This window comes from Pseudomonas sp. lyk4-R2A-10, from assembly GCF_030209075.1.
Lineage (GTDB): Bacteria > Pseudomonadota > Gammaproteobacteria > Pseudomonadales > Pseudomonadaceae > Aquipseudomonas > Aquipseudomonas glycinae.
This window is the reverse complement of the sequence record NZ_JARVSR010000012.1, coordinates 36,639-51,575: the sequence shown is the minus strand read 5'-3', so window position 1 is coordinate 51,575 and position 14,937 is coordinate 36,639. Positions and strand designations below refer to the sequence as shown.

Annotated in this window: 2 protein-coding genes; both read left to right on the top strand. The window is 57.4% G+C overall.

Going from position 1 to position 14,937, the window contains the following annotated elements; all coding sequences use genetic code 11:
* Window positions 1-268 precede the first annotated feature (268 nt).
* Window positions 269-7,411: a TcdA/TcdB pore-forming domain-containing protein gene (locus QRN46_RS21190; protein ID WP_285357044.1), complete on the top strand. Its 7,143-nt coding sequence runs from the start codon at window positions 269-271 to the stop codon at window positions 7,409-7,411.
* 320 nt (window positions 7,412-7,731) lie between these two features.
* Window positions 7,732-14,925, top strand: a complete 7,194-nt coding sequence (locus QRN46_RS21185) for a TcdA/TcdB pore-forming domain-containing protein (protein ID WP_285357042.1) — start codon at window positions 7,732-7,734, stop codon at window positions 14,923-14,925.
* The last annotated feature ends 12 nt before the right edge of the window (window positions 14,926-14,937 follow it).

Sequence of the window (14,937 nt, the reverse complement as noted above, 5' to 3'; positions counted from 1 at the left end):
GTTTTTTTGGGGACAAGGAAAGTTTCTATTTCGACCGTGTTCAATATTTAAATTGAATGTCTTTGGATGTTTCCATTGACATTGTTTGAATGGTTTCGTGTTTGTCTGGGTCGGTTGTTTTTTTCTATATTGGTTTCGCGCTTTTGGTTGGCGTGTATTTGGGTTTTTAACATGCGTTTTATATCGCTCTGGAGACTTTCTCCTGGCGAGGCATTCATGTGTGCGTTTGTTTTTTTTGAACGAGTTGTTACTTAAAGAGTATTTAAAAATGCAAGGTGCTGAAAATTCAAAAGTTGAGAAAGGCTTTGTAAAGTTCGTCGACTTGTTCAAGCTGGCCGACCTGGAGCGGGCATTATTGCCGCATAAAGGAACTGAGCAGTACGACGCAGTGATTCGTTATTACTTCGCCTGCATCGGTCTGCTCGATTCGCCACGCCTGCTGCAGCCGCTGACATTGTTCAAGCAGGCTCTGGGAGAGCTGGGAAACCATCGAGTGCGCCGTGAAGCGGAAAATGCACCGGCCCCGAGCCCGGACAGCGAGGCGGCCCTCAGCCTTGCGCAAGTAAGCGACCGGGTCGAGGGTTTTGAGGCGCGTCTGCGCTACGGCGTTGAACTGATGAAGACTCCTGCCACCCAAGTGCCGAAAATCCTGCACTTTGTATGGCTCGGTGGCGGGCTGGGTGATATTCAGCGTGATTACATCAATGTCTGGAAAAAGGTACTTGCCGGGCAGGGTTATAAAATCAATGTCTGGTATGACAATGATGCTTTGCTCGCATATCGAACCAACCAGCTTGTTGTAGAAGCTGCCAAAGCCGATGCCATGCAGCACGGTGGTGTCGACAGTGCGACCGAGCGGGAATTGGGTGAGCTCTATGTCGCGCGTGTCATTGCGCTAAAACAGCAGATGTACCAATACATTAATGATGCGGTCGCCAAGGGCGAGTCGGCCGATGCAGCGCGAATGCAGTTACTGGTTCGAGGATACGGGCAGGACGCACAGGAACTACGGCGTCTGAAAACAACTAACCGTGACAGTATCCAGGCGCTTGTCGACGGTGATGTGCAGGTGCGCGATCTGGCTGGCGCCGAGAAGCCTTTGCAGCTGCAGGCCCTTTACCAGCGTGAAATGCGTTTGCGCGGCAATTTCGCCGCAGCGTCGGATGTTGTAAGAGCCGAGGTGTTGCACCTGGAGGGTGGCAGTTACACCGATGTGGATAATTTGCCGCCACTGTTGAAGTCGGTTGGGGGGGTCGATATCAGTGGCTTCAGTGACGATGCCCGATTGGGTCTGTTGCAATTGTTGCTCAACGAAAACCCGGAATGGATGCCGGGGCGGCAAGCGCTGAAAAGCCGCTATGTGGACAGAACCGACCAGATTCCCGAAGCGCATCGGCAGGCACTGCAAGCGTTTGCCAAAGGCAAACCGCTGCTAGCCCAGGTTTTTCAACCACCTCAGGATTTGCTTGTCCGCCCCTACGCTTTGCGAGCGGTGGCGGTGAGATCGACGATCAGTAACGGGTACATGATGGCGCACCCGGGCTCGGCGGTGCTGGAGTCTGTACTCAAGCGTCTTGAGTTCAACCTCGGACTGGTGGATGCCACCGCTCGACTGGCTGTGCAGAGGGGGGTCAAACCCGAGGATTCCGAGGCAATGCAATCACTGGCGCTCGAAGAGCTCGAGCGCACCTACGGGTCTATCAATGACCTGCCGGACATGGAGTCGGTCTTTGCGACCTACCTGGCCGATGCGGCCGCCAGTTACTACAACGATGGCATTCGCCCGCAGAGTGAAGGGACGATTTATCTGACCGGTCCAGTGGGGATAAAGGATGGCACGAGTGATTTCGAGAAGGCCCGTTTAACGCCTCGGGGGGCGCAGGTGTCACGCGAGGAAATGGCGATCGAACCCTTGCTCGTCGTCAATCGAGCCACCGAGGAAGAGTTGGATCACTCGTGGAAAGATAACGAAACCGACTTCGACAAGTGGGTGGAATCCGAAAAGCAGCGCTGGCGCGACGGTCAATTCAAGACCCGCTACGCCGGCAATATTGACGAACTGCTCAAGCACTCCACCGTTGAATTCGAACTTGGCTGGCCCTTGATCGAGGGGCGCCATGTGATCAATACCGAACTGTTGCAACGCATGGCTGACCATCTTGGCGAGCCCTTCACCCGAGCAATGATGAGCGGCCATGATGGCCCGGTCACGTTTGCCGATAGGATACCGCTTGATTTCAATGATCGTCAGTTGATCCGCAATCAGGACACCAGGCGGCGCCCGCCCGCGTCACGGAGTCATGAGGTGACACGAAGTCTTGCGCTGGATGAAATTCTCACAGGTCTGGGTACAGGCGCATGGCAACTGGCGCACCTCAGCCCGCTGCAGCGTCTGACGCTCGGGGCATTGCTCGGTGCAGAGTCACTGGATGAGCAGAGTTTTGCCGCACTGGGCGGCGCGCTGGACAACCTGATCAACAGCCTCAGCGAACGCGGGACTTCCGGGCGTTACGCTGCGATCGAGCAGCATCTCTACCAGCGGCGCCCAGCCGAGTTCGTTGCCGGGCTGAAAAGTGTCGCCGACGTGTTGCCGACGAGTTCGAGCAATGCGCTGAGCCTGAAGAAAACAGCATTGTCCACCGCGGTGACCCTGCATGACTGGGGACGTCAGGTCGCGCTGATTCAGTATGTCGCCACCCAGGAACACCGTCAGCAAGTTCAGGAACGGGTGGAGCAGGTGCTCAACCAATTCGAGGCCGGTACCGTCAAGATGGTACCGCAGGATCTGTTGCTGCACGGGGCGGGTGACACGGTCGCCGGTCGCTGCTTCCCTCTCGTGCTGGCGATGAGTGCGGCCCTGACGCAAGGTGAAGCGGCCAGCCGACGCTTGCGCGAAAGGTTCTTCCTCGCGGTACTTGAGCCGGATCAGGCTGACTCCCAGGCGTTTTTGCAGGCTGTGGAGGAAATGCACGGGGTCAAGGCCGGCGACGTGGGTACCGTTCTGGGGCGGCTGGATCTGGAGACAGTCGCCGCAACGCTGGAGGCATCAGTCGGTACCCGAACCCTGATGCTCAACTCCGACAATCACTCGATGCTGGTAGCCAGAACCGAGAGCGGCACCAACGTTACGTATCACTTTTACGATCCAAACTTTGGTGTGTTCGAATTCGACAGTTCCGTCTCGTTTAAAGTGGCGCTGGGAAAATTCTTCCGGTTGGGGATGGCCAGACATTACGCTGCCTACGGTGAGGCCGACCATCCGCGGTTCGATTTGATCGACATAAAGGGCCAGCAGGTCTCGGAGCAGATGCTGTCGACAGGCGTCAAAGTGGCACACTTGTTCACGGAGGACACCTTGCCGAACGTACCGTTGCGCAAGGTTCGCCAGCGGCTGAACAGTGCGCACGGTCGAGCCTTGATGGAAAATCCGCGCCTGGGCCGCGCGTTGTTTGATGCCGACCATCACTGGTGGGCCGAGCAGATTGCCAGCGCGACGTCGCGCTTGCAGGAAGGGCATGACTCGGTGTCGCCGCTGGTGCCATTGTTCAGCTCGCTGGAGTTCACACACGAGGGCCCGTACCGGCTTGGCATGCTGGACCCGAATACGGGTGAGCTCGTGGCGACGGTGACCAGCATCGACGGGCGCCTGTTGCGTATCAGGAACTATCTGTCCGAGCTGTTCTCGACCCTCGGACGCAAGCCGGTCAAGGCGGGTGCAACGCAGCAAGCCACAGAAGCGGCGGCTGTTCACACCCTCAATGCCGGATTCGCAGTTCAGGCATTGATGAATGCCCTGCGTGGACGCGAAGGCGACGACCGGACCATGACCACTGCCGTGCGCTGGCATGCGTATGTCAACTATGCACAACTGGCACATGGCACTCTGTTCGACGCGGCGGGACTGATCGCGCTGGTAAAGGAGGCACTGCGCGATGAAAAAATCATTGCCCGGACCAGTGCGCGGGTCGTCGGCGAAGCGCTGGCGCCATTGACAGGTAAAACCATCGGGGCGGTGGCTGGACATGTGGCCAATGAGGGCGTGGGGGCTGTGCTGGGGCTGGCCAACGTCGGGTTCGATATTTATCAGTTGGCGACGGCGCAGAACGATCTCGAAACCGTGACCTACGCCACCCAGCTGACATTCGATGCCACCAGCCTCGCCCTGACCGGTGCCGGAATGGGCGCGGGGCTTGCCGGGGCCGGAACGGCGGCAGCAGTGCTGGGTGGCGCGGGCGTGATTATCGGCGGGCTGGCGGTGGGCGTGACTGCATTGGCACAGGCGTACGCGATCATTGCGGAGGAGGCGAAAGCGGTCGGTCTGTTTTTCAACGAGCTCGAACAGGCTCACCGCGGCCAGGCCTACCACTACAAACCCACGCAGGATGTCTGGCTGCCGCGCGCGTCTCTGATAGTCACTGACATTGACATGGACACTGGAGAGGTGTCGCTGGAGAGCACCAAACTCTACCCGCTGCGCGATCATTTCGGTGTGCCGGAATTCGAGGCGGACTACGCGCGTGCAATCAACCTCAGCAAGGAACTGGGTTATCCCGACCGCATGCGTTTCGTTCCCCCGGCCGACCAGGCGATCGTGTTGCCGTGTACGCCCCAGGCCTGCTATCGCTACGAATACCAGACATTGCCTTTCTCCTCGCAACGCCATGACACGGGCTTCGATATCGCCCGGCGTCTGGAGAAGAGGAAGCCGGATGGCAAATGGCTGTTCCTGCATTCGTTCTACTCGTTCCCCAGCCACTACATCGTCAATCGGCTGTGGCCGGATTACCGTGCGACCCAAATCAGCGTCAAGCTCGATGCGCGGGAGCGCAAACTGGTGGTGCCGAATATCCCGCCGGCGTGGCAGGACAAACTTTCCTATCGACTGCAAGGTGGCGCAAGCCTCTGCACCTTGGTGCTCAGTCCCGGTGCCAATGTCGAACTGGTGTCAGCGGGCACACAGAACAATCGCTGGATTCTGGTAGCACCCTGGGCGAGTGAAAGCGACATTCAATTCGGCAAGACCGGCGCGTTCAGTGTGAAGGACTGTCAGTTCAAAATGTCGGGAACCGGACCGTCCGAGGTGTTTCTGGTCATCGACGGTGGCCGCCTGCTGAAGGTCGAGGGCAGTCAGCAACGCCGGTTGGTGGTGGTACAGGAACAGGCGCCGAAGGGCATCGACGGTCAGGTGTTGCAGGATCATCTGCTGGCGTTGGCCAGGGACCATCGATTGGCGCTGCCCTATACGCGGATCAACAACTATCCGATCCCCTTTGAAAAAGCCGAAGCGCCGCGTTACACCACCGGTTGGTATGACGCCGCAGAGGATCGTGTTCTGCACATCCGTAACGACTACGATCTCTCGGAAGAGGATCTGATGTTGTCCGCCGTAGCCGGCGAGTTTGCGTATTTCCATGAAAAAGACGGTTTCGACATCTTGCAGGTCGATGCGAGCACCGGACTGCTCAGCCATCGCTATCGCCTGCTGGTCAGGAAGCAGGGGACCGGTACGATTCGCAGTGTGGAAGCCGACGGCCATGGGGTTCTCCACGTCGTGCAGGAATATGTCCAGCCGGACGCAACGGTTGAGCGCTTCAATTACCTGATTCACGACGGACAGATGTGGCTGAGTTCGGTGAACCGCGGTCTTGAATTGCAATTCGAGGCGTTGCTCGATGACCGTCATGCCCTGACTGACTGGGTGCCTGTGCTGGGGGACAGGTTTTTGTTCCCGCCGGTTCTCGGCGAGCGGGAATACACGACGGTCGACTGGCAGTTCGCGCCTTACGTTTCCATCTGCTGGAAAATGGATGAGACACTGCGCGACATGGCGTGGATTCGTTCCCGGGACAACCTGATCATCCGTCCGGTGCCACGTCGTCATCATCTGCGCGGCTGGCGTGACTCTGTGCAGAATCTGAATGATCTGATGTTGCTCACCGTTGCTGGTGACAACGATGTATTCGTCATCTACGACCGACTCTTCCAGAAGTTGTGCCGGGTGGAGCGCACCGTGGTGCAGGGCGAGAATCGCTGGTCGCATCGTTGGGTCCAGCCTGATCGGCTCAAGGAGGTAATCGCCGAGCAGAACAGTTATCTGGCGAAGACCGAAGACGGGCTGGTCTTCGAGATGGGGGCCGATGGCAACGCGCAGTTTGCCGGAGTCGGCGAGCGCTGGCTCAAGGGCCGTGCACAATGGTGGCTGGCGCTGGAATCTCTGGCCCTTCAGCACGAGGCTGAGCAGTTCTCCATCGTTGGCATTGCAAATGTCGCCGCCGATGCAGGTGTCCACGGTTGGTTCGTGGGCAACCGCCTGTTGTTGAGTGAGGTGGGTAGCGCCGATGTGCGTCTGCTGGGACTGACTCCCGATAATCAGTCGGCCTGGTTGTTCGATCCGGCGGCGGGAGCGGTCTGGCGGCAGGCGTTCGTTGATCCGCAGCGACTCGGCCCGGCATTCGGAAGTGGCTCGCAGTTGCGTCAGGCTGACGCCGTGCCCAAGCCGGAACGGGAATGGGAGCGGCAGAGTTTCACCGATGTCTGGATTGAGGGCGCCGGTCTCATGGGAACGACCCGCGATGGCGTGGTGTTTGAATTGCATTATCAGGAACAGCCGATGATTGTCGCGGTGGCGCCTGACTGGGTGGCGGCGCAGGGCGAGTCCGTGACCGAGAGTCTGCATGCCCTTCTGGCGACGGAAGCGCATCGTCCGTTCATTTCCGTTGCGTCCCGAGACCCCATCGAGCAGTGGTACATCGTCGACAGCGGGCGATTGGTCCGCGTCGCCGCTGCGGATTTGCCCAAGGACTTCCAGTTGCTGGGAACCCGTCGATACGCCGACGTCTTGCTGCACGAGCCTGAGGCGCGTTTAGTCCAGGGCTTCCCGAGCAAGCATCGGATCGGCCCTCTGGATTACGTCCGGCGCGTCGGCGAGGTGCTCGTGATCCAGGGACGGATGGATGCGAACGACCTCATGCCGTTGATCCCCGACGACGTGCTCATGTTGGTGGTGCGCATGGGCCGTGGCTCGATGAAATGTCATCTGACGCCGGCGCTGGCGCGCAAGCTTGATTCTCTGGTGGTCGATTGCCGTTTCCCTTTGGGCGGCACGCCTTTGGTTCCGGGCCGATTGATCTGGTCGCCGGATTCGCCACAGAAGCTTGAGGCAAGTCTGGTCGGGGATCATTTGATCGTGGTGGATCCGGACAGCGAGCACAATCTGATCTGGCGCAATGCGTGTGCGAGTGATACCAGTCTGCGTGGCGATGCGATGCTCGAGGTTCAGGGCTTGCGACGTTGCAAGGTATCGTCGCTCGTGCGTTGGTTGATGGAGCGCAGAGGTGGGAGCAATAGTGTGAAACTTAAAGAACTGTTGGATGAGGCGAAGGGTAAAGTCACTGCCGACTCTACGCTTTAACGTCGAGGACTTGCGTCTGCCGATTCGTGAACACTGACAAAAAAGACCGCCGATACGAACATCGGCGGTCTTTTTGTTTGTGCGCGCAACAGGCTGTTTGCCAATGCCGAAACTTAATTTGTGGTGCGGAAAGTTTATTGTTTTTTTTGTTTTCAGGTCGGCAGGCGAGAGTTTTTTGGTAGTTAGTGTGTTGTTCTTCGAGTTGGTGTTTTTTAATGTTTCGATTGTAATGTTTGGAATTTCCATGGTTTTGCCATGTTTGTGTTGTTTGGGTAGTTTTGAACCGGACTTCAATGGATGGTTGGTTAAAGGTGGTTTTTATGGAATATGTCCCAGGGGATGTTGCAGAATTGTCCTGGTTTTCTTCAGTGTCCGAATTTAAGACAATAAAGGCAGCGTTCGCCGAGTATTCGGCGAGTGCCGAATACTCGGCGCTGGAACGTTATTTTCAATCTGTCGTTGCAACTGCGCCGATCGCCGAAAAGCAGTTGCCGGTCAAACTCTTTCTGGAAACCTTCGAATCGTTGGCCGGGCGAATGGAAGGGCCCGCCTCGTCGGTCATCGAACGGGCGCGTGTCGGTATTAAAAGTTACGCATCGCGGCTTTCCGCAACCGTTTCCATGCTTTCGGGTGTCGCTCGTCCCGTGCCGAAAATCATGCACTTCGTCTGGGTAGGCGGCAGTGAAGTCGGCAACATCCAGCGCGACTACATGAATATCTGGCGCGCCTTGCTGGGCCCGGAGGATTACCGATTCAATCTCTGGTACGACAGCGATGCGCTGCTGGCTTTCGAGATGAACCGCGTCATTCTCGACAGCGCCAGGGCGCATGCGATGGAGTCCGGGGGAGATCAAGTCAGCAAACCTTCGCAGCTGTCGCAAATGATTGAAGACCGCGCGCGTATCCTGAAACTCCAGATGTCGGATTACATCAACCAGCCACAATGGGCCGGACGCAGGGATGACGCCCGCATCCAGTTGATGGTCAGCGCTTATGGCAAGGACCGGACGGTGCTGGAGGCGTTCCGCCAGAAGTGTCTGGATTCGCATCTGGCGATGGCAAGTGACGATCTGCATCTGCGTGACGTTGGCCATGAGTTTGCCGGACATTTTCTGCAGGATGTCTATCAGCGGGAAGTCGGCATGCGCGGAAATTTCGCGGCAGCCAGCGATGTCGTCAGGTTGCAGGCCGGGTTTCTGGAGGGCGGCCGCTACAGTGACATGGACTATTTGCCTCCGTTTGCCGACGGGCTGGGCGGGGTGGACATCAGCAAGTTCAGCGCAGATGCGAAGGTCGGCGTTCTACAACTTCTACTCAACGAAGATGCCGCGTTGATGCCCGGTCGAGATCGGTCCCGATACACAGACAGAACCGACAAAATTCCTGCGGAGCATAAAGATAAACTGCTCGCGTTCGCCCGCGAGAAGCCGGGTCTTTCCAGAATATTCGTTGCCCCGAAGGACCGCTCGGTACCGCAGGACGCTGTTCGCCTGGGGGTCGCGCGAGGCATTGCATCCAACAACGAAATGAACGCGCATTTTCTGGCCCACCCGCGCAGCGCAATGACCATGGCCTACATGCAAGCGATCCGTTTGAATTATGACTGTTTGTATGAAGTCGAACGTCGTCTGGACGCAGCGGGCATCGTGGCGACGGATGATAGCCGTGTTATCAGCGTCATTCAGAACGTCGTCAATGAAAAACAGGCTGAAGGAAGATTTCCAGGTTCAAAAAATCACTATTCATCGGCGAGTCTCATTGAAGCCATTGCTACGTATTATCAAGACGGAATTCGTATCGGCGCACGAGGAACTATCACGCTGACCGGGCCGGGTGGGGCGGTGGCGGGAGTGGCAAAGTATATAGAAGATAAATTATTGCCCGATCATGTTGATGATGTCCGTAATCATCTCAAGTTGGTAAGTGGTTATAACGTCTATACCGAAGAGGAAATGATCTCTGGCTGGACCGTCAATGATGATCCAGAACAATGGCTGACGAAAGAACACAACAAGTGGAAGGGTGGAAAGCTCCTGTCACGTTATGGCGCCAACCTGACGGAGTTGCTCAATGAGCACCATATGACACTCAAGCAGGGCTGGCCGGTTATTGAAGGTAAACCGGTGTTCTTGACCGATGTATTGCAGAAGCTGATGAATGATCTGGGCGAGCCCTTGATCAATGCCATGCGAGACAAACTCAGTGGTGAAATCGATGTCGGCAGGCGCGTCGACCTGGGTTTCGATGTTCGACAGCAAATCCTTGCGCAGCCTGACAGCGCCCTGCCTGTTTCCAACGGGGAACAGGTCGCCGGCAATCTCAATGATTTCCTGACCCGGCTTGCCCACGGATCGGTTGCACTGGATCAATTGAGTCCTTTGCAGAGGGCTGTCATCGGGGGATTGTTCCGCGCACCGAACGTGGATGCCCAAGGTTTTGCCGAGGCCTGGGAAAAAGTCCAGGAGGTCGCCCTGGGAACCGCCGATGAGAGTTTTTTCAAACGCTACAACGCTATCGAAAAGGTCCTCCACGAGAGCAAGGCTCCCGCGTTTGAAGCAGGCCTTGCCCATGGGGGTACACTTGGCGTGGAGACAGCGGGCGAACTGAAAGTGCGTGCATTGGCCGAGCCGCTGACCCTGTACCAGTGGGGGCAGCGCATTGCACAGATCAACAGCACCGCGCGCCGCGACTATCAGACGAAAATCCTTGAAAGTGCCGCGCGGGTTCGGGAGCGGTTTTACAACGCGGGGGCCATTTCGGCGCGACAGTTTCCCCAGGATCTGTTGAGACTGGGCACCGACGATCCCGGCCGCCGCTGCTTTCCCTTGGCATTGCTGATGGCCGCTGCGCTGGGACTCGGGGACGAGGCCCAGCGTGCGCTGGTTGGCCGGATTGCCAATGCCAGTCTTGACCCCACTGACGCCGAGTCCCGAGCCATGTTTGCCGCGCTGGATGATTTGTCGGGCGTTGCAACGACCGAGATCGGGCGCTCGAACGGGGTACTTGGGCTTGACGTGATTGTCCGCAATCTTGAGATGAAACCCGGATCTGCTGTCTACCTGCTCGACACCGGCAAGCATGCATTGCTGGTAGCCAGGATTCAGATTGACGGTAAACCGGCCTATCGCTTTTTCGACCCGAATTTTGCAATTTACGGATTCTCCCGGGCAGATCAACTCCAGCAAGCCATTCAAGGTCACCTCGCCAGTGACGGTGATTTGGCAGCGCTCTATGGTCTGGCCGGTTCGACCGACTCCGTGTTCACGGTGATCGAACTGGATACGAAGGCGATTGCCGACAAGGTATTGCCTTCGAAACTGTCCGTGAACGACCTTCTGAAGAGCGAACGGGTTACCGTCGGCCGAACGGTTTCGGTATGGGATGAACAGGCGTCGGCACGCATGCGCTCGCTTTCTGAAAACCTGCGGATGGGAGAGGGCCTGGCGCAACTTGATGCGCGCTACCAGGCAGGCGAGTTCGAAGAAGCAACCCGGCGTTTGCGCAGTGACAATAAACTTGGGGAGCACTATCTGCCATTGCTTGAGACGGTGAAGGAAACATCGAAAACGCACTACACGCTGACCCTGGTTGACGCTCGCAATCCCCAGGTCTCGGTCGAGGTCAGTACCGTCGACTCACGCTTCATCAAACTCGCAAGGCACATCAAGCGTCTGGCAAAAAACCTTGCGGGTCCGGCGCGAGGTCCGGCGGATTCTGACGGCGGCAGCCGCTTGAGTTTTGCCTTCGCTATCCAGGCCATCATCAATGAGATGCGCAGTCGAGAGTATCAACGTCAAGGGGGGCAGATTCCTGCATTGACCACCGCTTTGCAGGTCCAGGCATACGTGAGCTATGCGCAACTGAGTTTCGGTGTCGCGACAGATGCACTGCAGATGGTCAGTCTGGTGCGACAAGTGGCGGCGAGTGAACGGGCTCTTGCCGCGGGTCACGCTTCACTGTCCTCGCGTCTGCTGGGTCGCGCCGCGTCGGGAGTGGGCCTCGGGTTCTCGGCGGTCAACATCGGTTTCGACATCCATGGCCTGACCGTGGCCACCAATGATGAGCAACGCTCGCGATTCGCCACTCAGCTTGCCTTCAATGTGGCGGCGTTGGGTCTGGATATAGCTGCGCTGGCTGTCGGCGGTACGGTGGGGGCAGCCGCCGCTGTGCTGTCGGTTCCTTTGTTGGGCATCGGTATCGGTGCAGCGGCCATTGCCAGCAACCTGGGACAAATCAGCGACAAGGCCAGAGCGGTCGGACGGCACTTGTTTCTGATCAATGAAGCCTACACAGAGTCGGGGCACAACATAGAGGAGGGTGTCCTGAGGTTCGAACCTGAAGCCGTCATTACAGCGCTGGATCTACGGCGGGGCAGCGTGGAGTTCGATAGCCAGAAGTTCTTTCCGACGATCTTTCAGACTGTAGGGCTTCCCTCCTTCGATGCAAGAGACCAGGAACAGCACCGGGCGATCAATATTCGCGAAGCGCTGCGCCTCCCATCAACTCTGAGAATCGACAGGCAGAATAAGGTCAATGCAGTTGTATTGCCCTGCACGCCAACCTGTTACTACGGATATGAATACCAATTGGGCTCGTCCGGTTTTGCTCCCGACGAGGATGTGTCAGAACGCCTGACGGCTTATCAGCGTTTCTGGGATTACGGGGACTATCCATTACCGGTTGCGCAAGACAGCAGCAGACTGCGTACGTCCTATCCCAATATCATCGACGGGTGGAAGAAACGCCTGGAGTTCGATGAGCGGGGCGAGCAACGGTTCCAGTTCTTTTCCACGGCCCCGTTCCCTCATGTCCTCTACAAACTGCATCCGTTCAACAAGCCGACCACTGTCCGCATCAGCCTGAATGAACACTGCCGCCAGTTGGTCGTACCTCAATTGCCGGCCGAATGGAACAACCTGATTTCCTATGAGATCACCGCCCATTCTGGACAAGTGCAGCTGACGCTCAGTCCGGGTGTGGTATCGGTTGTCCTCAATTCGCCGCCTCTGGTTGACGGACCTTCCGTCGTGGCGTTTTCGCCTCGTGCCACAGCCGACTGGGTAATTTCCGCGCCTTGGGCCGGTGAGGAACAGGTCCGGTTCGAGGACGCTGTACTTATCGTCGACGGCATCCGGATCGATGGCTTTGAAGGTTTTATACGGCTCAAGGGCGGCGAACTGTTTCAGGTCGATCGCAGCAAAAACAATGCGTTGCTGCTGGTTCGCATGGATCTGGAAAGCGACAGGGTTTGGCAAACAAGTAAATCCGCTGTTGGCATCACAATCGATCCGCCGGACGTGGATCGGATTTCCGATACCGTTCTGGCAAGGCTCAGGAGCCTGCGCCGGGCGAATCGACTGGCGTCGTCACACATTCCAGTATCCGGTTTCCATGTGCCTTTGACCGTCTCGAACAGGCCTGTCTCGACCACCGGGTACTACGACGCCGGGCGGGATCGCATGCTGTATCCGCGCAATCTGCCGGACGCAGTGAACACAGGCATCGTTCTTGGGGCTGTCGTCGCAGAGCATGCGTGGTTCTACCATCCCGACCACCCGACGATATGGCGTGTCGATGCCCTTTCCGGAACGGTCAATCATCGCTATCGCCTGATGAATCCTGCGCAGGGTTCAAGAATCAAGGGTTTCGAAGGCACAGTCGGCGGAGATCTGCGTGTCGTTCAGGAAATCACCGGGTCGGGTGAGACCGACTATTCGCTGGAATATCTGATTCGCGGACAAAAGCTGACATTCACCCACTTCCATGCCAGTAGTCACTCTGAAGATTTACTTCAAAGGACACTGGAGTACTGGAAACAACCTTTGAGTCAGTTCATGCGATCCAGGCCGTATGCCGATGACTCCAGCGAAATGTCCGCGTCGCTGAGCTCCTGGAAATCCGCGCCGTTTATTGGGTTGCGCTGTATTGACCACGGTGAGTTTGCGTACTCTGGATGGCTTCGGCCGCATGACAACCAATTCATCCTCAATGATTTCGATGTCACGCAGCGGACGATGTTGATGTGGGACCGGGTCGATAATCAGGACGCGATTATTTATGACAAGGAAGATGAAACGCTCATTCGAGTTGCGCTGAGCCGGATCGAAGACAGGGAGACCCTGGACGACGTTATCGAAAACGATGTCGTCGAGATGACTTCCACCGCAGGTCGTTACATTGCCACCAAAAAGGACGGGCGTCTGTTCGAAGTCGACAGGGACGGCGAACTGCGGTTCATCGGTGTCGGTCAGCGCTGGTTCGAACTGAATCCGCAATGGATCGATGCATTGGCGAAGCTGGCTCAAGCGTATAAGGCCGCGCCGTTTGCGGTCATTGGTCTGACTCGTACTTCCAGTCCCGGATTCCTGGCGGCTTGGTGCATCGCCGGGCAGTTGTTGCTGGTGGACGGCGGCTCTGGCGGGGAACTGACGTTGCTCGCCATGACGCCGGAAGGAAAGGCAGCCTGGGTGTTCGACAAGGAGGCGGGCAAGCTCTATCGCCAGGCATTTGTCGATTTCGCAGCCGTTCGGGTCGCCTTTGCCGAAGGCTCGAAGCTGTTGAACCGGGAGCATTTGCCGAAGGTGGAGCCCGTCTGGGATCAGTGGCAGGTTGCGGAGGTCGAGGTTCATGGTCAAGGATTGCTGGCGCAGACTCGGGACGGTGTGAACCTGGCGTTGATCGAGGGCCGGCCGGCCAGAATCCTCGGTGTCGAAAATCGCTGGTCCGCCCTTGATCATTCAACCGACGTCCAGCTGCGCGGCCGTTTGCAAAAGCTGGTCTCGGCATTTCCTCATGCCGCCTTCATGCCGGTCGGAGAGAAGGATGGTCGCTATCGGTACTATGTCCCCGAGTCCGATCAGCTGTTTGACGTTCGCAAACCGTCAGACGGGCAATGGCCGGCGTTTCTGGGCATTAAAAGTGGATCTGTGCCGCTGACGTTCGACTCCGCGGATAACGTTGTCTTCACTCAGCGCTTTGATCCGGCCCCTTCAATCTCGGTCTGGATGCAGGATTGCCTGGCGAAACGGGATGAAGAGGTCATGTTCATTGCATCTCGCGGTGACTTTCCGGGTTCGCAGGCAGTAGTGCCGCAGGGCGTTGAAAGGCTGTTGCTGACATTCGGCTCGCCGCAACAGGTCTGTCGCCTGAACGACGAGGACTGGCAGCGTATGGACTGCATCGTGCTCGAATGCCAGCCTTCCCCGGTCATTCAGCCTTCAAAACTGCCCGTCCTGATCCTTGAGATGTCTGCGAACGAACATCTGTTGCTGACGGTGCAGGACGGACAACTGGTGTTGATCGATCCGGACAACGCTCACAGTCTGATAGTGCGCGATGTGTACGCCTCGGAAGGCGGGCCGGTCATTGCGATGGAGATCCATGTCAGGACCGGAACGAGTAACCACCGGTTCAGTCTTGAACGGTTGCTGCTCACGGTCATGGCTGATCAGGTCGACAAAGGATACGTGGAAATGAAGGCGTTGATCGCAACGAGCGAATCGTTCACCCGCTGATTCGATGGCCAC